The 22576-nt window shown below is 39.2% G+C and carries 21 protein-coding genes and 2 tRNA genes; 2 read left to right on the forward strand and 21 right to left on the reverse strand.

The annotated features are described in order from the left end of the window. Window positions 1-86: 86 nt before the first annotated feature. A complete protein-coding gene (gene spoIIE, locus V7147_RS00885; RefSeq protein WP_335365976.1) occupies window positions 87-2573 on the reverse strand; it encodes a stage II sporulation protein E in 2487 nt (828 codons plus the stop codon). 354 nt (window positions 2574-2927) lie between these two features. Here spoIIE and V7147_RS00890 point away from each other — a divergent pair. Both V7147_RS00890 and V7147_RS00895 read left to right on the forward strand, forming a co-directional pair. Beyond that, window positions 2928-3004 (forward strand) — tRNA-Met (locus V7147_RS00890). A 10-nt stretch (window positions 3005-3014) separates the two neighbouring features. Beyond that, a tRNA-Glu gene (locus V7147_RS00895) sits at window positions 3015-3086 on the forward strand. 110 nt (window positions 3087-3196) lie between these two features. On the opposite strand, the gene V7147_RS00900 is transcribed toward V7147_RS00895, so the two are convergent. From V7147_RS00900 to veg, 20 genes are all read right to left on the reverse strand, one after another. Further along, complete coding sequence (locus V7147_RS00900; protein WP_335365977.1) at window positions 3197-3619, reverse strand: S1 domain-containing RNA-binding protein; 423 nt, start codon at window positions 3617-3619, stop codon at window positions 3197-3199. 81 nt (window positions 3620-3700) lie between these two features. Then, on the reverse strand, window positions 3701-4072 hold the full coding sequence (locus tag V7147_RS00905; protein WP_335365978.1) for an FtsB family cell division protein: 372 nt from the start codon (window positions 4070-4072) through the stop codon (window positions 3701-3703). Between the two features lie 15 nt (window positions 4073-4087). Continuing rightward, entirely contained in the window at window positions 4088-4723 is a 636-nt protein-coding gene (gene yabQ, locus V7147_RS00910; RefSeq protein WP_335365979.1) for a spore cortex biosynthesis protein YabQ, read from the reverse strand. Next, complete coding sequence (gene yabP / locus V7147_RS00915) at window positions 4720-5025, reverse strand: sporulation protein YabP (RefSeq protein ID WP_335365980.1); 306 nt, start codon at window positions 5023-5025, stop codon at window positions 4720-4722. Before yabP ends, yabQ begins: the two co-directional genes overlap by 4 nt. Before the next feature lie 112 nt (window positions 5026-5137). Continuing rightward, on the reverse strand, window positions 5138-5398 hold the full coding sequence (locus V7147_RS00920) for an RNA-binding S4 domain-containing protein (RefSeq protein ID WP_335365981.1): 261 nt from the start codon (window positions 5396-5398) through the stop codon (window positions 5138-5140). Between the two features lie 259 nt (window positions 5399-5657). Further along, on the reverse strand, window positions 5658-7106 hold the full coding sequence (mazG, locus tag V7147_RS00925) for a nucleoside triphosphate pyrophosphohydrolase (protein WP_335365982.1): 1449 nt from the start codon (window positions 7104-7106) through the stop codon (window positions 5658-5660). Continuing rightward, window positions 7103-8752: a putative polysaccharide biosynthesis protein gene (locus V7147_RS00930; protein ID WP_335365983.1), complete on the reverse strand. Its 1650-nt coding sequence runs from the start codon at window positions 8750-8752 to the stop codon at window positions 7103-7105. Before V7147_RS00930 ends, mazG begins: the two co-directional genes overlap by 4 nt. A 292-nt stretch (window positions 8753-9044) precedes the next feature. Further along, window positions 9045-9581: a stage V sporulation protein T gene (spoVT, locus tag V7147_RS00935; protein WP_335365984.1), complete on the reverse strand. Its 537-nt coding sequence runs from the start codon at window positions 9579-9581 to the stop codon at window positions 9045-9047. Window positions 9582-9955: 374 nt separating this feature from the next. Continuing rightward, window positions 9956-13492: a transcription-repair coupling factor gene (gene mfd, locus V7147_RS00940; RefSeq protein ID WP_335365985.1), complete on the reverse strand. Its 3537-nt coding sequence runs from the start codon at window positions 13490-13492 to the stop codon at window positions 9956-9958. Window positions 13493-13618: 126 nt separating this feature from the next. Beyond that, complete coding sequence (locus V7147_RS00945; RefSeq protein ID WP_335365986.1) at window positions 13619-13849, reverse strand: anti-sigma-F factor Fin family protein; 231 nt, start codon at window positions 13847-13849, stop codon at window positions 13619-13621. Window positions 13850-14075: 226 nt separating this feature from the next. After that, window positions 14076-14639 (reverse strand): aminoacyl-tRNA hydrolase, encoded by a 564-nt coding sequence (gene pth, locus V7147_RS00950; RefSeq protein WP_335365987.1) that lies wholly within the window; start codon window positions 14637-14639, stop codon window positions 14076-14078. A gap of 275 nt (window positions 14640-14914) precedes the next feature. Next, window positions 14915-15553 carry a 50S ribosomal protein L25/general stress protein Ctc gene (locus tag V7147_RS00955; protein WP_335365988.1) on the reverse strand — a complete coding sequence of 213 codons (639 nt, stop codon included), beginning with the start codon at window positions 15551-15553 and terminating at the stop codon, window positions 14915-14917. Window positions 15554-15659: 106 nt separating this feature from the next. After that, on the reverse strand, window positions 15660-16613 hold the full coding sequence (locus V7147_RS00960; protein ID WP_335365989.1) for a ribose-phosphate diphosphokinase: 954 nt from the start codon (window positions 16611-16613) through the stop codon (window positions 15660-15662). An 18-nt stretch (window positions 16614-16631) separates the two neighbouring features. Beyond that, window positions 16632-18011 (reverse strand): bifunctional UDP-N-acetylglucosamine diphosphorylase/glucosamine-1-phosphate N-acetyltransferase GlmU, encoded by a 1380-nt coding sequence (glmU, locus tag V7147_RS00965; protein ID WP_335365990.1) that lies wholly within the window; start codon window positions 18009-18011, stop codon window positions 16632-16634. Between the two features lie 392 nt (window positions 18012-18403). Then, window positions 18404-18694 carry a septation regulator SpoVG gene (gene spoVG / locus V7147_RS00970; protein WP_010285377.1) on the reverse strand — a complete coding sequence of 97 codons (291 nt, stop codon included), beginning with the start codon at window positions 18692-18694 and terminating at the stop codon, window positions 18404-18406. 460 nt (window positions 18695-19154) lie between these two features. Next, the gene (locus V7147_RS00975) at window positions 19155-19529 is read right to left on the reverse strand and encodes a RidA family protein (RefSeq protein WP_335365991.1); all 375 of its coding nucleotides are present in this window, start codon (window positions 19527-19529) and stop codon (window positions 19155-19157) included. Then, window positions 19526-20386, reverse strand: coding sequence for a pur operon repressor (purR, locus tag V7147_RS00980; RefSeq protein ID WP_335365992.1), 861 nt, complete (start codon window positions 20384-20386; stop codon window positions 19526-19528). Before purR ends, V7147_RS00975 begins: the two co-directional genes overlap by 4 nt. Before the next feature lie 222 nt (window positions 20387-20608). Beyond that, window positions 20609-21478, reverse strand: coding sequence for a 4-(cytidine 5'-diphospho)-2-C-methyl-D-erythritol kinase (gene ispE / locus V7147_RS00985; protein WP_335365993.1), 870 nt, complete (start codon window positions 21476-21478; stop codon window positions 20609-20611). A 192-nt stretch (window positions 21479-21670) separates the two neighbouring features. Next, complete coding sequence (locus V7147_RS00990) at window positions 21671-21856, reverse strand: small, acid-soluble spore protein, alpha/beta type (RefSeq protein WP_335365994.1); 186 nt, start codon at window positions 21854-21856, stop codon at window positions 21671-21673. A gap of 250 nt (window positions 21857-22106) precedes the next feature. After that, window positions 22107-22376, reverse strand: a complete 270-nt coding sequence (gene veg / locus V7147_RS00995; protein ID WP_058000283.1) for a biofilm formation stimulator Veg — start codon at window positions 22374-22376, stop codon at window positions 22107-22109. Between the last annotated feature and the right edge of the window lie 200 nt (window positions 22377-22576).

The following is a 22576-nucleotide window of genomic DNA, read 5'->3' on the forward strand; positions in this document are numbered from 1 at the left end:
CTAATGTCGACAAGACATGAGGACGTGGCGTTTTTGTCGACGCGGTCCTCTTCACTCCCCTTTTTGAACACGTACTTTTAATAGAATCAAATTGCCTTCCTTTTCGTTTTCTGATGCCCATAAGCAGGGATGGCTGCCCATTTTGGTGTGTTATGTTTAATCTTTGTCACGACGACGGTCATATCATCTTCAATTTGACCAGACCTTGTACGGATTACCTCCTCCATAATTAGATCCGCAACCTCTTGGGGATCTTTTGTTTGAATTTCTTTGATCTTCCGTTTCATCCACATATCATAGTTTTCAACATGCTTAGGCCCTTCAAAAATTCCATCACTCATCATGATTAACAGGTCTCCAGCCTTTAACTGTTCATCAACTACCTCCACTTCAAAGTCCTCAATGATTCCCATTGGTAGATTACTTGCTTGTATCTTACTAATCTTATCTCCTCTCTTAATATAGCTTGGAGTAGAGCCGATTTTTAGGAACTTCGCACTTGCATCCTGTAAATCAATGACTGCTAAATCGAGTGTCGAGAAAATTTCATCAGTTGTTCGTAATGAAAGAATCGAGTTAACGGACTTTATCGCCACCTTCTCTTCAATGCCAGATTGAAGAATCTTTTTTAACAACTCCAAAGTTTCATTGCTTTCGTAATGCGCTCTTTCTCCGTTCCCCATCCCATCACTTATAGCAACTGCATGCTTTCCAACGCCTAACTCAATGGTTGAAAAACTATCCCCAGATACTAACCCACCACCCTTAGCAGCGTGAGCAACACCCGTATCAATGACATAAGCTTTTGCAGAACCAAGTGTTACGTGGCAATATCCGTTTGGATATGCTGAGCATTCTTCATTTTTCACAAGGATTGTTTCTTCTAAAATATCGGATAGCATTGGTGCAATTAATTTTTCACACTCCCCACTTCCATTGCAATATGGAATACTCAATTCAATGTCAACATTCCCTTGTTCCACACTATAAATTTCTACATGCCCAATTTGAATTCCGAACGACTGTAATGCATCTAAGATTTGCTCCTCTAATACATGATGATTTTCACCTTCGCGCTGAATTTCCTTCGCAAAATCACTCATTACCTGGGAGACACCTAATAATTGATCGGCTACTAGTTTTCGACTCTCCTTTACCTGTTTTTTTAGCTTTTGGTTTGCCTGATAATAGGTCAACTCCTGTTCAATTGCATCAATTACTTTTTTGGAGCGATGACAATGCTTATCCCAATCTCTCGTAAGCTTGTGATTGTACTGTAGCGAATTTGTATCACATCCATGCATAATATCTTTCATATAGTCATATGTTTTATTAAAGTTCTTGGACCAGCACGCCTCCTTTTTAAAACACGATTGACAGGTCTTTTCCGTTACATTGCTTAAAAATAGGTCGACTTCACGGTCTTTGTCCTCTTCATCAATTGGATACCCATATTCCTGAAAACTATTGGACAATGCCTCAAACACTGTTGAAAACTGTGAAACACGATTTGCGGTTACATCACGAACTTTACGCAGATATTGCTGTTGTTCAGCATGATGCTCAGGTGTTCCTGGAATATTTTTGGCCACTTTGCTTATTAAGCTCTTAGGCGTTAGTAAAAACAATAGAATCGCCACACCGGATTCATATAAAGTAGGAATAATTTGACTAGCCCCTTCTCCGTAAAGGCCTATTAAAAGTGTTCCTACAATAAGTCCAAGTGCAACTCCCGCCTTTTTTCCTTCTTTTAAAAGACCCCCTAGTAATCCAGAAAAAGCGAGAAGACTCATTTGGTACAAGCTCGTTACATTTGCGAGACTTAAAATAAGCCCTGTTACAACCCCTACTGTTGAGCCTATCGTGGCACCTGCGACAAACGCAAATAAGAGGACCACATATCTTGAAAGGACATTGGAAATGGACATCTCATAGACGAGCCATCCCATTGTGCCTGTTAACACAGAGGCAATTAAGATAATCAAACAAATAATTTCTTCCGTTTTAAAGGATTGTCTCCTTCGTTTCTCCGTTATCAATGGTACACTTTGTAGAAAAATAAAGGTTAATATGAAAGCTAACCCTGATCCGACGCCAACCATCACCCCGTCATGGACGGTAATTGACCCTTGTGTAACATAAAGGATTCCCACCTTCGCAGCTGCAGAAGCAATTAACACCAGAACTGGTAAGGCTTTGAGCAAATCTACTTTAAACCTTTGAAGAACTTTATAGATTACAAGAAAGAAGGCGATTGATAGAAATGTGAATACGGTGACATCTGCCGAAAGGGTAAATGATCCAGCGATAACAGCTGCCATTGCAAGTCCTGCTTTTCCTTTTTTCATCATAAATACGCTTGCGAAAAATGGTAATGCAAAGGGGGTTAATTCATTTAGGATGAGGGCTCGTCCTAATAAAAATCCAACGACGCCTAGTAAAAGCCCTTTTAGTAGAAATAGATTTACAAGTTTCACTTGAAAATGATGAAACCATTTGAACACCGTGTCCTGTGTTTTCACAATGTCTACCTCTGTGATCGGTCCGCTTAGATTCCTCTCTATTCTTTCCATTTACAAACACTCCCCGTATTTAATAGTTGTTTGTAATTATACAGTTGACGGAATTCGTATTTTGTCAAAACAACAGAAGCTAAAAGAAAAATCATTCGACTGCTTGTCTAGTTTTCCAACAAAATAAATGTCAGATGACGAATTTTAGGAGTCTATTTTGATAGTTTTGTAAAAAAATTCATAGATTTATTGCGGGTATTGTGTGAATTTTTGTATTATTTTCCTTCAAGACAAAATATATTGACGAACGAATAGACAGAAGGTATTATATTACTTGTGCTTACTTACTAGAGTTTGAGAAAGAGATTGTCGAACACTATTAAATGGCGATAAAAAGTGTACTCATTTATCCATGGCGGTGTAGCTCAGCTGGCTAGAGCGTACGGTTCATACCCGTGAGGTCGGGGGTTCGATCCCCTCCGCCGCTACCATAAACATTTAGGCCCGTTGGTCAAGCGGTTAAGACACCGCCCTTTCACGGCGGTAACACGGGTTCGAATCCCGTACGGGTCATACGAAAAGCTAGTGTGCTCACTAGCTTTTTTCTTTTGCCTAAATATCAAGCACACAAAAAAGCACCCGATTAGGGTGCTTTATATATATATTTAAGCTACAGTAGCAGGTTATCCTCTTCTCGCTCCACGCCCACCACGTTTTGATTCAGTGTTGCGCTTTAAGGAAGATAGACGATCTTCACTGTCCTTCAGAAAGCGATTCATCTTTTGTTCAAAGTTTTCAGTTTTGTTTTGATTACGTTGGTCGTTTCTGTTATTACGTGGACCGTTGTGTCGTGGACGTTGTGGTTGTTGGGTTTCTTTTGCCTTTTTAATGGATAAACCAATTTTTCCATCTTTCTCAACATTAATAACCTTGACCTCAACTTGGTCGCCAACCTTTAAATGCTCATTAATATCTTTGACATAATTGTCAGCAACCTCACTTATATGGACAAGACCAGTTGATCCTTCTGGCAGCTCCACAAACGCTCCAAAATTCGTAATTCCTGTTACCTTCCCTTGAACCTTGCTACCTACTTCGATTGACATAAAAAAAATGCTCCTCCTTAAATTTGAAAAAAAATCAATTTACTATATTATACATAATATAAAATTCAAGTGTCAATAAGACTAAGACCCATCCCCAACTTTAAAAATGATTTCGCCTTCCTTAGATAGAAAATAATCCCTGCGAATTATTTTTTCAATATACTCATCACTGTTGAGTTTTACAACTTCCTCTTCAAGAACTACTTGTTCATCTTTTAGTGAGGTGAGTTGTTCTTGTAATTCTTCCTTTTTAGCCGCCTTTTCATTCATTGTTTTATGTTGCGATACAACCATTGAAATGAGCCCATAAGAAATGATCGCGACCAAAACAAAAAAAGCAATCAATCTTCTAATCAAGCCTTTTCGTTTCACATGAAGGGCCTGTTCCTGCTCTTTATATTCTTCCATATAAGTTGACTGTAATTGTGTTACATTTTTCTTTCTTGCACTCATTGTAGAGAATGCCTCCTATTGTTTCCTTATCTTCTTCCACCATTTTACCAATATAGGTTTGATATTCTCTACTTTTTTCAAAAATCCTGCACACTTTAGAAAAATCTTTTCTACATTTTTTGTAAAGATGGATGGCAACAGCCTCCAGATTATGATTCCAATCCACTTTATTGGGGCAAAACAAATTTTAATGATTATCCAACAGATCTTAAGAAGGATTTTCCCAAATACCAGGAGGACATTGCATATTCCCAATAGAATCACAATAATCAGCTGAATTAGCATTTTTATCGGACGAACAATGAGTAATTCACCGGTTTTAAGCAAAAATTTATATAAGCGTATGATGGCTTGGATGATATGTTCAAGTGTTCTCACATAAATTGATTTCAATAAGCTTTGGTAAGCGGCAAATCCACAAAGGATTGCGATAAATACATAAAATCGCAGTTCGCCCTCATTTACCAACAAAAGCGTATAAAAGAACAATAGGCCTTGTACAATCCAAAAAAGAATGTCATTGATAAAAACGAAGAAATACTTTCGTCTGGTACGCTGTAAAAATCGTTGGTACGTGTCAAGAGAGGCCCCTAGCCACCCCCCCATGCAAATCATTGCAAGTAAAGTGTAAAACTGGGTTGACAGGGTCATCTAAATAACTTGCTAAAGAATCCTTTAGCCTTCTCCGTTGAATGATCGTCCAAATAGCTAATATCAAAGACCCTTCCCTTGATTGATACAATGCCTTTTTCCACATCCAGATTTTTCATTTGCAGGTTTTGGCCACGAATTGCTAGGAAGCCCATAACAGTTTCAAGCAAAAATTCCTCATTATCAAAGCTTTCTACCTGTTTTACACCTGTTATGTCAAGAAGTTTGCGACTTCTCATGATCACATCGTGCTCTTGTACGGTTCCTTTATTGGATGGCGTTCCATCATAGTATTGGTTCATCTATTATCCCCCACATTCATACTTGAATGGTTAAAATCACCATTCGTTTATTAGTAAAATGTATGAGTATATGGTGGGATTTAGAACAAGCCTTGTGGTGAATATCGAAGACTTAAGCTTCTACTTTTTCTTCTTTCACTACAGAATAAAGTTTATCAGCATCTTCTTTTTTTGTAGTTTCTTTCAGATCCTCGATTTTAACGGTTACAATTTTCTGACCGAAACGAATGGTTAACTCATCCCCAATTTTCACATTGCTGCTTGCCTTTGCGGCTAAGCCGTTAATAAGAATTCTTCCTTGGTCCGCAACCTCTTTTGCCAGTGTTCGTCTCTTAATTATCCGTGAAACCTTCAAAAATTTATCCAATCGCATAACTTTCACCTCTCTCTATTTTATCAAATGCGCCTTTGCGTATTTGCGCCTGATTTTTAGGTCCACAGGAAGTGAGTCACGAAGACGTTGCCACATGACGTGGCGTTCTTAGTCTTCGTTCACTTTCTCAGGCTTTTACTGGCAGTTGCCCTCCATGAGGGCTTAGTGCCAGTTAATGCTGAAAAACTTCCTTTGAAAAATCGTGGCATCCGCCGGAGGCTCTATAACTTTATTCGGCAGGAGCTCCTGCTGAATAAAGTTATAATCCATTTTGTTTTGCTTTTTCCCAGATGGCATCGAGCTGTTTAAGGGTTTGCTCCTCAAACTTTGCCCCTTGTTCTCTGAGTTCTTCTTCTATAAATTGAAAACGTCTTGCAAATTTTTGATTCGTCATCGCAAGCGCTTCTTCTGGGTCAAATTTATAAAATCTCGCTATATTGGCTAAAGCAAAAAGGATATCTCCAAACTCTTGAATGGCATCTCCTTTTGTTTTTTTCGCTACTGCTTCCTTGTATTCCTCTATTTCCTCAAAAACCTTGTCCCACATAGGTTCGACAGCATCCCAGTCAAATCCTACTTTGGCAGCTTTTTTCTGATACTTAACGGCCTTCATTAAACCCGGCAAACCCTTTGTTACATCATCTAAAATGGACTTTTCTTCTGGAGTGCTTCCTTTTTCCAATTGTTTGATTTGCTCCCAATTGGTTAGGACTTCCTCTGCAGTATCTGCTGATACTTCTCCAAATACATGTGGATGTCTTCGGATCATTTTTTCAGAAATACCGCGAATCACATCATCAATCGTAAACAATCCTTTATCCTCACCAATTTGGGCGTGAAGGAGAATTTGAAGCAGAACATCCCCTAGCTCCTCTGCTAAATGATTATCATCTTCACTATCGATTGCATCAAGAACCTCGTAGGCTTCCTCAAGCAAATACTTCTTTAACGAGTCGTGGGTTTGTTTTTGATCCCATGGGCATCCACCAGGCCCTCTTAATGCAGCAATAATTCTTCTAAAAGTGCGAAAATCATGATAAAGCAGTTCTTCCTCTTTCACAGGTGGGACATAGACGCTTGTTAGATTATTCACCTGGGTTTCGCGATCTAATTCATATAGAGGAACTTTTGTGATTTTTTCATTGACACTACCCGCTGCTGTAACAATATACACCTCATAATCATCAGGCAATTGCTCCATTAGTGTTAATTTCACATTGGATGCAATGTATTGGTCATACACCTGACAGATGATGATATGCTGGGAAAGCTGCAGTTCATCTTTTTCTAAAGATAAGGCATCAAGGAATTGGAAACCATTAATTGGATCTATCTTCAACGACGCTAATAACGGATCAATAAAGCTTTGTCCACCTTCAATTTTAACCTCAAGATTTTCATCCTCAAGCAAAAGTTGAGTAGTTTTTTCTGCTACCATTGGATGCCCCGGTACAGCAAAAACAATATCCTTTGTTTTCGCTTCATTTTTTAAAATAGTCACAATTTCATCATAAACCGCCTCAAATTGGTCATGCTTTTCGTAAATCTCGTCAAAAGATTGATAGGAAATTCCTTCGGCTTCTAATTCCTTTATTACCGGATGCTCCTTCGTCCGAAGAAACAAATGATCGGTTGCTAAAAGTTTACGATAAATGCCAAACGGAAGCTGTGATAAATCTCCTGCCCCTAACCCTATAACTGTAATCATGCGTTCTTTCCCCCTTTAAGTAACCTAATTAGTAAGGTTCCTTTTGATCCAATTGGGATTTCTGAGAGTTCAACTTCCGAAAATACGCTCCCTCTGAGAATAAAAAATAAATAGATGATCCCTCCAATAAAAACGGAGGACAATGCTTCAAAGCTTGCAAATGTACGGGTTTCTGCCGCAAGTGGAAAGAGATGATGCAAACCCCATGAATAACAAAAAACAATGAATGCCATGGCAACTGCCGCGAATATAACATGGTAAATAAAAGTCCAATTTTGCAGCACCCCAGGCAGCTTCCTCTTTACAATAATAATATGTGATACGGTTATCACCCCAAATCCAACAAGGGTGGCAATCGCTGCTCCAACGGTTTCATATCTAGGTATAAGTAACAGATTGAAAATCCATTTTAAAAGCATTCCACCCACAACGACTATCGCTGGTATAAAAGGATCACCCAAGCCTTGTAAAATCGCAGTAATGGATTGTGACAATGTTGTAAATAAAATCGAAAATCCGATGATTATTAAGACATTTGTTCCAAGGTTATTTCGAAACAGCATAATATTTGTAGGCTCTAAAACACATGCAAGGCCAACTGCCGCCCCAAGTCCTACGACAACACTAAGTCGGAATGTTAGGTCGACCTTTTTTTGAATAAAGACTAGATCATTTCTCGCCTTGGCACTTGCGATTAGTGGGACAAGTGATAACGCCAAGGATGTAGCTACTACTGTACCAAGCTGAAGCAGGGGTTGACCCCTGTCGTAAATACCTTTGACCTGTTTTGCTGTTTCATCTTCCATTCCACTTGAAACTAGCAAGGAATAAATAGTGAAGGAATCGACCAGTTGAAATAGAATTAACAATAAAGCACTAATACAAATCGTCATACCTTGGGTGAAAAGGATTTTAACAATCTCCATTGTTTTGATCGACGCTTTTTGAAACAATCGTTGTTTTTGGGTGGTCTTCTTCCTTTTCAGTAAATAAAACAACAGAACGGAAATAGCTGCAAACCCACCTGTAATTGAACCAAATATCGCCCCCGCTCCTGCCTCATATACTCCATAGCCATAATCCAATAGTATAAATGACATGAACAGTATAGTGACAACGCGAATCAATTGTTCCGTTACTTGGGAAACAGCAGTCGGGACCATATTTTTATGCCCTTGAAAATAACCGCGAAAGACTGAAATAAACGGCAAAAGTAAAAAGGAAAACGAGATCACCTTTATTAGTTTTGAAAGCTCTATGTCTCCCATCCAGCCAGCAACGATTTCTGCTCCCCAGTATAAAAAGCTAAAAATCACAATTCCCATTCCGAGTAATGTAATTAAGGTAATATAGAGGATTTTCATGACAGAAGCTTCGTCATGTTGTTCCAATTTCTCCGCAAGAAGCTTTGATATAATCACTGGAAATCCATATGTAGAGAAAACGAGGACAATTCCGTAAATCGGATATGCCTGTTGATATATGTAAAAGCCGATATCCCCCGCAATATTTTGGTATGGGATACGGTAGCCTGCACTTAGTATCTTGGTAATCAAACCGGCAAGGGTAAGAACAAATGCCCCCTCCCAAATTCGTTTCGACCGCTCTTCGGATTGGAAGCCCATCGCCCATCTCCCTTCCCTCAAATCAAATACACCTCAGCGTATTTGCGCCCAGATTTTTTAGGCCCACACGATGTGAGTCACAAAGACGTTGCCATAGGATATGGCGTTCTTAGTCTTTGATCTTATGCTCGAAAAGCTTCCTTTGAAAATCTGTGGCATCCGCCGAAGGCTGTAACTTTATTCAGTCGGGTTTTGAACCCAACTGAATAAAGTTACTAATTTCCTGTGTATTATAACATATTAGAAGGACAATTCTCTTCCAAACGGAAGAAAAGGCAGCTAAAATAGCTACCTTTCCGATTCGTCTTTTTTATTACTGTTCCATTTGACGCGCTAGGAATCCAGCTGCAGTTTCTACCGCTTTTTGTTCTACTTCCCCAAGCGCTTTTTCTTTTGATAAAATCACGACTGCACCAATTGGATCTCCATTTGCAATTATCGGACCGATTGTATATGATGAGATTGTTTCATCGGTACCTTCTACGATGGATACTTGGCGTTCTTCTGTTTCTAATATAGAGGATCTGTCCTCCATCGTTTTTTCGATTAGCTCACTTATATTTTTATTTAAGTATTCTTTTTTGGAGCCTCCTGCAACCGCAATAAATGCATCACGGTCACAAATAAGTACTTGATGCCCTAGGCTATCAAAAAGGGCCTCTGCATATTCCTTCGCAAAGTCACCTAGTTCACTAATCGGTGAATATTTCTTTAAAATAACCTCTCCATCACGATCAACAAAAATCTCTAATGGATCTCCCTCTCTAATACGTAACGTTCTGCGGATCTCTTTTGGGATAACTACTCGACCTAAATCATCAATTCGACGAACAATACCAGTTGCCTTCATTCTTATGATGCCTCACTTTCATCTGATGATTAAAGAATAGTGGTGATTGATGAACATTTTGTATACTTTTGAATAAATCACCATTTGTTGTTGAGTTTAGTATCTTACACCAACAGAGTTCTATTCACGATGATTGTGTTTTTTCGTGTGAGGAAAAATTAACCATACATCAGAACTATAGTCCACTCGGACTTTGGTTCTATTCGCCAGAATTTTATTCGATGCTTTAGGTCTATGAGCCTTAAATCAAATGCGCCTTGGCGTATTTGCGCCCAGATTTTTTCGAGCTTGCTCGAAAAATTACCCTTGAAAATCTGTGGCATCCGCCGGAGGCTTAAATTTATTCAGCTGGGGTTTACCCCTGCTGAATAGAGTTAAACCGCATTTACATTTTCTTTTTTCACATTTTGTAGCCCTTTTACCATATCAAAGATAATACCTAACCATTGGTTCACATCTAGTCCCTTTGTTTGGATGACAACTTTTAGTTTACTGCCTTCCATCCCAAGGCTAATCATTCGACCAAATGTATTTCCTAATTTAAAGATCTTTCCGCCATCTATTTGGCTACTTGCCTCTTCAGATAAAAGAATGGTGATTTCCTGTTTGGCCTGTTTAATAGAGATGACTTGCTCCGCTAATGCATAGACCTTAATTTTAGCAATCTTGAATAGATAATCCACCTGTTCTGGGTATTCACCAAAACGGTCTATCATCTCCTCTTGGAGCTCTTCAACATCCTCCATTGACGTGATGCCTCTAAATCGCTTATACATATCGATTTTTTGGCGACCATCTGAAATATATGCGTCTGGAATATACGCATCCACCTCAACATCAATTTCCACACTGGTTTGTTTAACAGCTGTTACATCACCTTTACGTTCCTCAATTGCCTCTTTTAGCATTTGTGAGTAAAGGTCAAATCCGACAGAATCAATAAACCCATGCTGCTGTGCTCCTAAAATATTACCTGCGCCACGAATAGACAAGTCTCGCATCGCGATTTTAAAACCTGAACCAAGCTCTGTAAATTCCTTAATTGCTTGAAGACGTTTTTCAGCAACCTCATTCAATACCTTATCTTTCCGATACGTAAAATACGCATAGGCAATACGATTCGAACGTCCTACACGACCTCTGAGTTGATAAAGCTGTGAAAGACCCATTCGGTCCGCATCCTGGACAATTAATGTATTCACATTCGGAATATCAACACCTGTTTCAATAATGGTGGTTGTCACAAGAACATCATATTGACCATCTAGGAAATTTAAAATCACCGATTCAAGTTCATTCTCAGTCATTCTTCCATGAGCGTAAGCAATCCTTGCATCCGGAACGAGCATGGAGATCTCTTCTGCCTTACGCTCGATATCCTCAACACGGTTATATAAAAAGTACACTTGACCGTCCCTTGCCATTTCTCGTTCAATTGCTTCTCTGATGAGTTCACCATTGTATTCAACCACATAGGTTTGTACAGGGAAACGATTTTCAGGTGGTGTTTCAATTACAGACAGATCACGAACCCCAAGCATGGACATATGAAGTGTCCGTGGGATTGGTGTAGCCGTCAAGGTGAGGACATCAATATTTGCTTTTAATTGTTTGATTTTTTCCTTATGTGTAACACCAAAACGTTGTTCCTCATCAATAATTAAAAGGCCTAAATCTTTATACGTAATATCCTTAGATAATAGGCGATGTGTTCCAACAACGAGATCAACGGTCCCTGCTTTTAACCCTTTTGTAACCTCTGTTTGCTGTTTCTTTGAACGGAAACGGCTCAATTGCCCAATTGAAATTGGGAAGTCCTGAAACCTTTCACGGATGGTTTCATAATGCTGTTGAGCCAAAATGGTGGTTGGAACTAAGATCGCAACCTGCTTTCCATCCATGATCGCCTTGAATGCTGCACGAATCGCCACCTCTGTCTTTCCATAACCTACATCTCCGCAAAGAAGACGATCCATTGGGCGCTCTCGTTCCATATCCTTTTTAATTTCCTGGATTGACCTTAGCTGATCCTCTGTTTCTTGATATTGGAAGGCTGCCTCAAATTCTCTTTGCATTTCTCCATCTGGAGAGAAAGCAAATCCTTTACTCGCTTCACGTTCAGCATAGAGTTTTATTAAATCATCGGCAATATCTTGTACAGATGATTCAACCTTCTTCTTAACGCGCTTCCAATCAGTACCACCTAATTTGTAAATCTTCGGTTCTTTACCTTCAGAGCCAACATACTTCTGCACCTGTTCAATTTGCTCAACCGGTACATAAAGCTTGTCATCTCCTTGATAGCGAATATGCAAATAATCCTTATGGATACCATTGATTTCTAATGTTTCAATCCCTAAATATTTCCCAATTCCGTGGTTTACGTGAACAACGTGGTCCCCGACATGTAATTCCGAGTAGCTTTTGATCCGCTCTGCATTTGAAAGCTTTTGCTTTCGTTTCGTCTTTTGCATTTTTTTCTTAAAGAGCTCTTCCTCAGTGATGACCGCTATACGCTGTAATGGCAATTCAAAACCATCCTGAAGATCCCCAAGCAGGATTTGTGCTTTTCCTATCAAAATATCTCCATCGCTATTATTAGGTAACGCATCGATCTCATAGTCAGACAGAACCTGCTCAAGCTTTTTCACCCGCTCTTCATTTGAACCGAGGAAAATCACAGAATAATTCCCTTTCTGCCATCGTTCAAGCTCTGTTTTTAGAACATGCATCTGACCGTGGAAATTTTGCATTTGTTTACAGGACATATTTAGGATGTTTTGTGGGCTTGTATGTGGTACATGCCTTAGGAAAAGAGATAGATAAACCAACGGATTGGTTGATTGTTGAAGAAGCTTAGAAAACGGGTGTGACAAGGTAATATTATGGATGATCTCACCTTTTGATAAAAGACTTGTCACCCATTCAGCCTCTTCTTTATCTAAACTATCTGCCATCTCCTGGATTCTACTAACTTCATCTAATAAAACTAGCCCGTTTTTTGGTAAATAGTCTAGTAAACTAGCAGGCTGGTCATAGATAAGGGATAGATATTTGAACATTTGCTGTAAAACTTGCCCATTGTTTAATTGTTCAAGCTCGTAAGAAATATTCTCTATTAACAGTTCCTTCGCTTTTTCATCCTTAACCTTCTTTAAGCTTTTACCTAGACCTTCTTCTAATGCACGCACACCTTTTTCTAAATGCGCCTGTGTAAGTAGAATTTCAGTTGCAGGTCCAAGCACGACCGAATCGATTTTTCCTTGTGAACGTTGGTCCTCTAGTGAGAATGTCCGAATTGAATCCACTTCCGTATCAAATAGTTCAACCCGTACCGGATTTTCCTCAGTTAAAGGGTAGATATCAAGAATTCCACCTCTTACACTGTATTCACCCGGTGCTGATACCATTGACACCCGTTCATAACCCATTGACACGAGCTTTTCTAATGTATCTGACACTTCAATATCGTGTCCAACCGTAAATGTCAGCTGACTTTCATTCCATAGTTTTTTCGGTGGAAGTAGCCTTTTTAATCCTGCGATTGGTGCAACTATGACACCTTTGGATTGGTGGCTCCAATAATTCAAGGCTTCAATTCGTTGCCCTTTCAACTCAGGGCTTGCGATTCCAATTTCTGATGCAATTAATTCATTGACAGGATAAAGGAAAACCTCGTCTTCCTCTAAAAGCCCATTTAAATCCTCATAAATTTTTTGAGCCTGGAATAAATTATGAGTGACAACTAGGATCGGGCGTTTTGTCTGTCTATATAGAGCTGCCGTTAATACGGTTCGAGCAGAGCCGGATAAACCAGCAATTAACTGTTCCCGTAAGCCTCCATCTATTCCATTTATGATTGATTTTAACTCGTCATTGTTTCTTATATACTGCTGTAGTCCCTTAAGCAACTCGATTACCCCCTCTCTAAGTTCGGAGTCTTTCTTTTGATTTCAATCGAACTTAGGAATCTCTAGTTCTATCTTAAAATAAATAGAAAAATGCTTTGGTATGTCGGCCAAAGCTTTTTTCTTATTTTATTGAATAAATGATTCGTATTGATGATAATCAGGATTACGATGCAATGCTTCCTGACAATCTTCACATATTGTTTTTACATGAATGTCGCCATTGGATTGGTATGAAATCATCTCTTGTCGTTCTTGGTCTGTTAATTGATGGAACCCGAGACTTTCACTATGTAGGGACAAGTTATCAATGCTACCAACCTTCACACCACAATGTCGACAATGGTAGTGTAGTGACATAAGAATCCTCCTCTTAAGAAAAGCTTAAGGCGACTGCTTATCGGCAACAAGCATAAGACGAGCGCTGACAGAAGGCGTTTTTTGCCTTCAGAAGCGATTAGCTTATCATCTCGAGCCGATGGCGCCTGGAGCTAGACACTAAAAACTTAGTGCAAAAAGTTTACACTTTCTAGTATAAACCGTGAAGAGATTCTTTATTCACAACTACTTACCTAATGATACTATACTATTTTGAATTAAATTCATTCATTAACTGTAAAAATGGTGTTGATATCCACTTTTCTGCGGCCTCTGCTGACTTTTCGATCGCATCTTTTATATCCTGTGACTCCTCTTCATGAAAACGTCCTAGAACATAATCGGCTATTTTCATACCATTTGTTGGACGATTAATCCCTATACGAATTCGCTTAAACTCTTGAGTGCCTAGATGGTTAATAATTGATTTCATACCATTATGGCCACCAGCACTTCCTTTTTCACGAAGCCTGATTTTCCCTACAGGAAGGTCAAGCTCATCATATACAACAAGTATATCATCTACTAGAATATCATAATAATCCATAAGTGGCCTGATACTTTCTCCTGATAAATTCATATATGTAAGGGGCTTTAAAAGTAGAACCTTCTCCCCATTTACAATGCCTTGTCCAAATACCCCATTGAATTTGGCTTTGTCTAGAGAGATACGTAATTTGTCTGATAGCTCATCAATCACCTTAAAGCCGACATTATGTCTCGTTTCCTCATACTGCCTACCTGGATTCCCTAACCCAACAATTAGCTTCACGTTACTTCCCCCATTTAATCAAATGTGCCATGGCGTATTTGCGCCCAGATTTTTTTAGGCCCACACGATGTGAGTCACAAAGATGTTGCAATAGGAAGTGGCGTTCTTAGTCTTTGATCTTATGCTCGAAAAACTTCCTTTAAAAAATCTGAGGCATCCGCCGGAGGCTTAACAATATTCAGGGGGTTAATCCCCTGAATATTGTTATATAAAAGGCTAGCATCTGTGGCAAAAGGACGTAACCGTTTTGGTTACGTCCAACCTTCTAGCCTTTTTTAGTTACTTAACTCAGATTCGTTTGTTTCTCTGCCTTCTAGATTTTCTGGTTCACCAGGCTCTTGTTGTTCACCTGTGCTAATCTCTTCTTCCTGTCTCGGAGCTAGAACAGATGTCACAACCTGTGAAAGATCCTGATTAATGGTATATTTACCTCTCGTATCTATATCCTCAAGCTTAATAACATCTCCGACCTCTACTTTTGACACATCAACATCAATGGTTTGTGGAATGTCGTTAGGAAGGGCAGAAATTGATACCTGATGGATTGACTGCTGAAGCACTCCACCATCCTTCACACCTGCTGCTTCCCCAACCAAATTGATATTCACGTCAACAGTCACTTCTGTTGACATATTTACAATTTGAAAATCTGCATGAATGATTTCACTTTTAATTGGGTCTGTTTGAATATCATGAAGCATGACGGAATGCTGGTTATTGTTAATTGAAAGCTTGATAATCCCGTTTCGGCCAGTAGCACGAATCGTTTTTAAAAAGTCCGCACTACTTACAAATATCGGTTGACTTTGATTTTGACCATTTAAAACGGCTGGGAAGTTTCCCGCTTGTCTTATTTTTGTTAGTGTTGAACGTTTATCTTTTACTCGCTCTGTCGCTTCTAAAACTGCAGACATGTTATACACCATCCTTGGAAGATTTAGTCATATTACTAAATTTCCCCTAAAGATAGTGAAGTAAACCTTCTTTTTTAAAAGAAAATTTTGTCTAGTTTTGCTTGTATTAATCAAACAGTGTGCTGACAGATTGTTGCTCATGAACACGGATGACTGCTTCACCAATTAATGGAGCTACTGAAAGCTCTCTGATTTTATCGATCCTTTTCTCTTCAGGTAAAAGAATGGTATTGGTAACAACCAATTCTTTGATTTTTGAGTTTTGAATACGCTCAATCGCCGGTCCTGATAAGACAGGGTGTGTACAGCAAGCATAAACTTCGGAAGCGCCGTTTTCTACTAGGGCGTTCGCAGCTAATGTAATGGTTCCCGCTGTATCAATAATATCATCGATTAAAATTGCAGTTTTTCCTTCAATATTACCTACAATGTTCATGACTTCAGACACATTTGGTCTTGGTCGACGTTTATCAATAATCGCAATTGGAGCCTTTAAACGGTCCGCCATTTTACGAGCACGTGTAACCCCACCATGGTCAGGAGATACAATGACAATGTCTTCGAGATTTTTGCTTTTGAAATAATCTGATAGGATTGGCACACCCATTAGGTGGTCAATTAAGATATCAAAAAAGCCTTGGATTTGCGGAGCATGAAGGTCTAATGTAATAACACGGTCCGCTCCTGCTGTTTCTAACAGATTGGCGATAAGCTTAGCAGTAATTGGTTCACGTGCACGCGCTTTACGGTCCTGCCTTGCATAGCCGTAATATGGCATGACGATATTAATTGTTTTTGCAGAAGCACGTCTAAGTGCATCAATCATGATTAAAACTTCCATAATATGTTCATTTACAGGTGCACTCGTTGATTGAATGACAAAAACATCACATCCACGAATACTTTCTTCAATGTTAATTTGAATTTCTCCATCGCTAAATCGTGTAACGGAGCATTTCCCGAGCTCAACACCAATAGATTTAGCAATTTCCTCTGCCAAAGGTGCATTCGAATTCAACGAAAACACCTTTAAGCTTGAGTCGCGGTATTCTTTAGACATGATCTTAGCCGACCTCCATTAGGAATTTTTCTTTTGATTCATGTTCTCTACATAGTTCTCTTTATTGACTTGACGTGCTCTTGCAATGGAAAGAGCATTGCTTGGCACTTCACTTGTAATGGTTGAGCCTGCTGCAACGTACGCTCCTTTTCCGACCGTTACTGGAGCCACTAGATTAGAATTACATCCAATAAAAGCATTATCTTCAATTTTCGTTAAAAATTTATTTTTACCATCATAGTTAACAGTGATAGAGCCACATCCGATATTTACATTTGTACCGACCTCTGCGTCTCCTATATAGCTTAAATGAGATACCTTACTTCCTTCACCGAAAACAGCCTTTTTCAATTCAACAAAGTTACCTACCTTTACTTTATCACTAATTTGTGACGCAGGACGGATATGTGCAAAGGGTCCAACCGCTACATCATTTCCAATACTACTATCATGTGCAACTGAATGACGGATTACGGTTCTTTCACCAATTTTACAATTCTTTATTTCTGAATTTGGACCAATCTCACATTCAGTTCCAATTTCAACATCCCCAATGATCATTGTTCCGGGATATATCACAGTGTCTGAATCAATTTTTGCATCTGCTGAAATGTACGTATTGTCCGGATCAATGATTGTAACACCATTCATCATATGGTATTTATTAATTCTTTGTTTCATTAGCTTTTCAGCCTGTGATAATGCAAAACGATCATTAACACCAAGCGTTTCTTCAAAAGAAGCTGTTTGGAACGCTGTTACGATTTCACCTTTGTTTTTCAAGATTTCAATCACATCAGGAAGGTAGTACTCCCCTTGCACATTATCATTCGAAACATTTGAAAGTGCCTCGAATAACGCTTCGTTATCGAAACAATATGTTCCGGTATTAATTTCGGCAATTGTACGTTCTTCTTCTGTTGCATCTTTATGTTCAACAATGCGCTCAACATGTCCTTCTGCGCTGCGGACAATTCTTCCATATCCTGTAGGCTCTGCTGCCACAGCTGTTAAAATTGATGCTTTCGCGCCTGCACGCTCATGCTGTTCTAATAGGGCTTCCATTGTTTCTGCAGTGATAAGAGGAGTATCACCACAAACAACTAAAGTTACTCCCTTTTCGTTTGCTAAGTGGTTAGCTGCCTGCATAACAGCATGTGCAGTACCTAATTGCTCTTCTTGAAGGGCATATTCACTTCTATCTCCAATTCGTGCTTTTACTTTTTCCGCTCCATGTCCAACGATTGTCACTAGCTTTTGTAGGGATAATGTTGAAAGCTGATCCACTACATGCTGTACCATTGGTTTTCCACATACAGGGTGTAGAACCTTATAAAGCTTTGATTTCATACGTGTTCCTTGCCCTGCGGCCAAAATTACGCCATATCGATTTGTCATGTTCAGGCCTCCAATTAACCTAATCAAATTCGCCTCGTCGAATTTGCGCCCAGATTTTTAGGCCCACGTGATGTGGGTCACAAAGACGTTGCCACAGGAAGTGGCGTTCTTAGTCTTTGATCCTATGCTCAAAAAATTTCCACTGAAAATCTGTGGCATCCGCCGGAGGCTTTGACTTTATTTAGTTGCGGTTCAAACCTCAACTAAATAAAGTTAAACCTTTTTGTCCATTTCGAATATATCTTAAAAATAGACCATTTTCAAGAAAACTAGGCGAAAGTGCATGATTTTTTTGATTGGAAAATTTTATATAAGGGGTATGGGGGCTATCGGGGGATAAGAAAAAGAGCCTATCATGTATGAAGGCTCTTCGATGTTATATACGTTTATTTTTAAGATGCACCTGCTTCTTCAAACTCAACCTCAACTTCACCTAAACGGTGATACTCAGCTAGTACCGCATCTTGGATCTTTCCACGCGTACTTGAGTTAATTGGATGAGCGATATCACGAAACTCTCCATCAGGAGTACGTTTGCTCGGCATAGCAACAAATAAACCATTGTTGCCGTCAATTACACGAATGTCATGAACAACAAATTCATGGTCTAACGTAATTGATGCAATCGCTCTCATTCTACCTTCAGTATTAACGCGGCGTAATCTAACGTCTGTCACTTCCATTCTGTTCACCACCTTTTTTACTATATAAAAACTTAAGTATCATATTCAACGAAAAATCGGAATCTCCTGCTAAATATTTAATAATTTTTTAAAAAGATTCATACTTTTTTGTGAATGAACATAATATTTGTGAAAAACACATTAAATAATAGGTAAAAAAGGAGGATGAAAAGGACCGCGTCGACAAAACGCCACGTCCTTATGTCTTGTCGACACTAGCATCCTGTCCGTCGAGAGTTCAAGGCGGGGCAGTTTTGAGTAGCCGAACGTATGCAGTTAATACTTGAGCAGACGATCTTGCACACCGGAAAAGTGGTTTTCTTATCCAAGGAACGGAAAAACAAGCAAACGAGCTTCCACAGGAAGTGGTGACTTCGACGTTCGACACAGGACGTGTCGGTAATTAGTCGAAGTTCCCCTATCGATGTGTCATTTTCAAGCGGATTTTTGAACATCCTCTTTATTTTACAAGTGCAATAACTTCGATTTCAACCAAAACATCCTTTGGAAGTCTTGCCACTTCAACAGTTGAGCGAGCTGGTTTATGTCCGGCAAAGAATTCCCCATAAATTTCATTTAGTTCTGCGAAATCATCCATGTTTTTTATAAATACTGTTGCTTTTACGACTGTATCTAATGATGCACCCGCTTCGACCAAGACAGCTTGAAGATTTTTAAAAACTTGAGCTGTCTGTTCTTTAATTCCACCGCTCACTAACTCCCCAGCTGGTGTTAACGGAATCTGACCTGAGCTAAAAAACATATTGTTAACAACAATCCCTTGTGAATATGGTCCAATTGCTGCAGGTGCCTGGTTTGTTTGAACTTGTCTCATTCTTCTTCCCCCATCTCATCTTCAATTTCAACTTGGCGTAGGTAAGATTCATAATTACCAACCGCTACTTTTATTTGTTTTTCCTTCACATCAACATCTGTTAGCTTTACTAATGATATGTATTCATCTACGAGTCTTTCTTCGACACCTTCTGACTCAACGAGAACACCGATTCCTTTTAGATTCGCATTAAATTCATCAAGAATACTGACCATTCCATTAACAGTCCCGCCAGCCTTCATAAAGTCATCAATGATTAATACATTAGAACCTTCTTTCAGGCTTCTTTTTGCCAATACCATCGTCTGAATCCGCTTTGTCGATCCAGAAACATAATTAATACTTACAGTAGAGCCTTCCGTCACCCGATTGCCATGCCTTACAATTACTACAGGTACATCTAGGTAAGAAGCCACTGCGTATGCAAGAGGGATACCCTTTGTGGCAACAGTCATGACAACATCAATCTCGTGATTGGAATAGATAGAGGCAAAGATTTTCCCGATTTTATTCACAATACTCGGGTCTCCAAGTATATCCGTTAAATATAAATAGCCACCCGGAAGAAGCCGATCTGGATTTGCTATTACCTTACAAAGCTCATCAACAACTTCACTTGCTTCTTCTTCCCTCACCATAGGAATAAATTTCACACCGCCAGCTGCTCCCGCTACTGTGATTAATGTACCAATTCCTTGTTGCTCAAAGGTCTGTTTGATAATCGCTAAATCTTCACTAATGGAGGATTTAGCAGAATCATATTTATCAGCAAAATAGGAAAGAGATACAAGGTGCTGTGGATGTAAAAGTAAGTGATTTGTCATATCAACAAGTCTACTACTCCGTCTAAATTTCATAACTTGCCTCCAAAAACCGAATGTTTTATTGATAATATACCATTAATGTACGTCATAAATCAAATGCGCCTTTGCGTATTTGCGACCGATTTTTAGGCCCATAGGACGTGGATCATAAAGACGTGGCCACAGGATGTGGCTTATTTAGTCTTTGATCTTACTGCTCGAAACGATTCATTTGAAAAATCGTGGCATCCGCCAGAGGCTTTAACTTTATTCAGATTATTTATCTGAATTACGTTCACCGAGCAAACGTACCGCATAAACCTGGTCGCAAAAACCGCGTAATCCATTGTAGATACGTTGCATTCTTGATTCTCTTTGAACAAGCCCAAAAACGGTTGGACCACTTCCGCTCATTAAAACCGCATCTGCACCAAAACGTTTCATTTGATCTTTAATATGAGCCACTTCTGGATGTAGCTTCAAGGTTACGTCTTCTAAAACATTTCCGACTCGATTGCAAATTCCAGAAAAGTCCTTCGATTCGATCGCACGAATCATCCCATCCACATCTGGATGGTTAATTTGATCAATGGAAAGATTTCGATACACTTCTGCTGTTGAAACACCAATCGTTGGCTTTGCTAAAATGACCCAGCAATGCGGAGGTGCGGGTAATTTTGAAATAATTTCTCCCCTACCTGTTGCGAGAGCCGTCCCCCCGTAGACACAAAAAGATACGTCTGAGCCAATTTCCGCACCAATTGATGCAAGTTCGTCCAAACTAAGCCCTAGGCCCCAAAATTTATTCAATCCTCGTAAAGTTGCAGCCGCATCGCTGCTTCCACCCGCTAGACCTGCAGCTACTGGGATTGATTTTGTAATCGAAATGACTACACCTTTTTTCACACCGTATCGTTTTTTTAGTAAACTGGCGGCTTGGTATGCCAAGTTGCGGCTGTCATCTGGTACAAAGCGATTATGGGAAACGACTTTAATTTCATCTCCCTCATAATCGGATAATTCCAGCCTGTCCGATAGATCTATGGTTGTCATAATCATCCGCACCTCATGATAACCATCCTGGCGTTTATGTAACACATCAAGAGCCAAATTGATCTTCGCTGGGGCCTTTACTAATAATTTCATGAAAACACCTGCTTTAAACGTAAATTCAATATTGCCATTGTACCATAAAGTAAACGTCGTAAAACAGTGATGTCATGCTGTTGTGCACTGTTTTTTATGTATGTTGTTCATTATGACCTTTTTCCTAGTGGTTTTTTGATATAAAGAAAGCCGAAGCAAAGCTGCTCCGGCGTCGTAGTTCAAAACTCACTCTTACTGGTTTTGTCCTTTATTGGCAAGCTGTTGTTGCCCAATTTCAATTGCACGTTTCACCATATTTCCAGCATCACGTGATCGAATTGCACCCCAACCTTCATTTTTAACGGTATCGTAAAAACCAAGTTCCTTAGCTAATTCTTCTTTAAAGGCTTCTGACATGATACCACGACGTCTTCCCAATAACTACAACCCCTTTCTCATCTACGACATTCTTATTGTTTGAATACGAAGGGTTAGTTATAGTATCAAATTTTATCCTATTTGATTTATTTTAAACGTGATGACGCAAATACGTGGGAATCGACGCATATTTTCTTGGGGAGACGCATATCCCTCCAAATCGACTCAAATTTTCATAAAAAAAACACATTGCCGTATGAAAAAGCAATGTGTTTTTTGGACAAAATAAAAAAGCAGCAAACATTTAAGTTTACTGCCCACTTATAGCTACGTTCCCGGATGTCTCATCAAAGAAGGTTAATTGAACGGTTTCTGTAAGGATATCAGCATAGCTGTATGAAACTCGCTCAAAGGAATTCTCATCCTGGTCTAGTTCAATTACAAATACAGAGGGGTACGTTTCAGCGAGCACTCCTGAGCGCTCAATTGTCTTTCTACGACCACCATTCGCCTTTAATGTAAGACGCTTACCTAAATTCGTATCTAAAGACTTTTTAATATCAAGCAAAGTTTTTCCCATTTCACTCCACCTCACTATTTCTTAGTATACCAAAAAAACCACCGAACGTCAAACAAAACTAAAATTATAACAATGATACAAAATACTTGTCAATGAATTTTTTCCTACAAATTTCTCAGAGCACAACCCATAGTATGTTCAAAAACGCTGCCAATATGTATATAAATCAGGATTTCTTTTCATCGACAAAATTTTCACTA

It is taken from the genome of Bacillus sp. JJ1521 (assembly GCF_036965165.1).
Classification (GTDB): domain Bacteria; phylum Bacillota; class Bacilli; order Bacillales; family Bacillaceae_L; genus Ferdinandcohnia.

Excerpts from the sequence above, each read along its gene's own strand:
- glmU (WP_335365990.1), bottom strand. The coding sequence starts at position 18,011 with ATGACAAATCGATATGGCGTAATTTTGGCCGCAGGGCAAGGAACACGT.
- veg (WP_058000283.1), bottom strand. The coding sequence starts at position 22,376 with ATGGGAAAAACTTTGCTTGATATTAAAAAGTCTTTAGATACGAATTTA.
- V7147_RS00945 (WP_335365986.1), bottom strand. The coding sequence starts at position 13,849 with ATGTCACTACACTACCATTGTCGACATTGTGGTGTGAAGGTTGGTAGC.
- V7147_RS00975 (WP_335365991.1), bottom strand. The coding sequence starts at position 19,529 with ATGAGACAAGTTCAAACAAACCAGGCACCTGCAGCAATTGGACCATAT.
- purR (WP_335365992.1), bottom strand. The coding sequence starts at position 20,386 with ATGAAATTTAGACGGAGTAGTAGACTTGTTGATATGACAAATCACTTA.
- V7147_RS00900 (WP_335365977.1), bottom strand. The coding sequence starts at position 3,619 with ATGTCAATCGAAGTAGGTAGCAAGGTTCAAGGGAAGGTAACAGGAATT.
- spoVG (WP_010285377.1), bottom strand. The coding sequence starts at position 18,694 with ATGGAAGTGACAGACGTTAGATTACGCCGCGTTAATACTGAAGGTAGA.
- V7147_RS00905 (WP_335365978.1), bottom strand. The coding sequence starts at position 4,072 with ATGAGTGCAAGAAAGAAAAATGTAACACAATTACAGTCAACTTATATG.
- V7147_RS00960 (WP_335365989.1), bottom strand. The coding sequence starts at position 16,613 with ATGTCTAAAGAATACCGCGACTCAAGCTTAAAGGTGTTTTCGTTGAAT.
- V7147_RS00920 (WP_335365981.1), bottom strand. The coding sequence starts at position 5,398 with ATGCGATTGGATAAATTTTTGAAGGTTTCACGGATAATTAAGAGACGA.
- ispE (WP_335365993.1), bottom strand. The coding sequence starts at position 21,478 with ATGAAATTATTAGTAAAGGCCCCAGCGAAGATCAATTTGGCTCTTGAT.
- yabQ (WP_335365979.1), bottom strand. The coding sequence starts at position 4,723 with ATGACCCTGTCAACCCAGTTTTACACTTTACTTGCAATGATTTGCATG.
- V7147_RS00955 (WP_335365988.1), bottom strand. The coding sequence starts at position 15,553 with ATGTCTGCAGTTTTAGAAGCGACAGAGCGAGTAAAAGATAAACGTTCA.
- spoIIE (WP_335365976.1), bottom strand. The coding sequence starts at position 2,573 with ATGGAAAGAATAGAGAGGAATCTAAGCGGACCGATCACAGAGGTAGAC.
- mazG (WP_335365982.1), bottom strand. The coding sequence starts at position 7,106 with ATGATTACAGTTATAGGGTTAGGGGCAGGAGATTTATCACAGCTTCCG.
- spoVT (WP_335365984.1), bottom strand. The coding sequence starts at position 9,581 with ATGAAGGCAACTGGTATTGTTCGTCGAATTGATGATTTAGGTCGAGTA.
- yabP (WP_335365980.1), bottom strand. The coding sequence starts at position 5,025 with ATGAACCAATACTATGATGGAACGCCATCCAATAAAGGAACCGTACAA.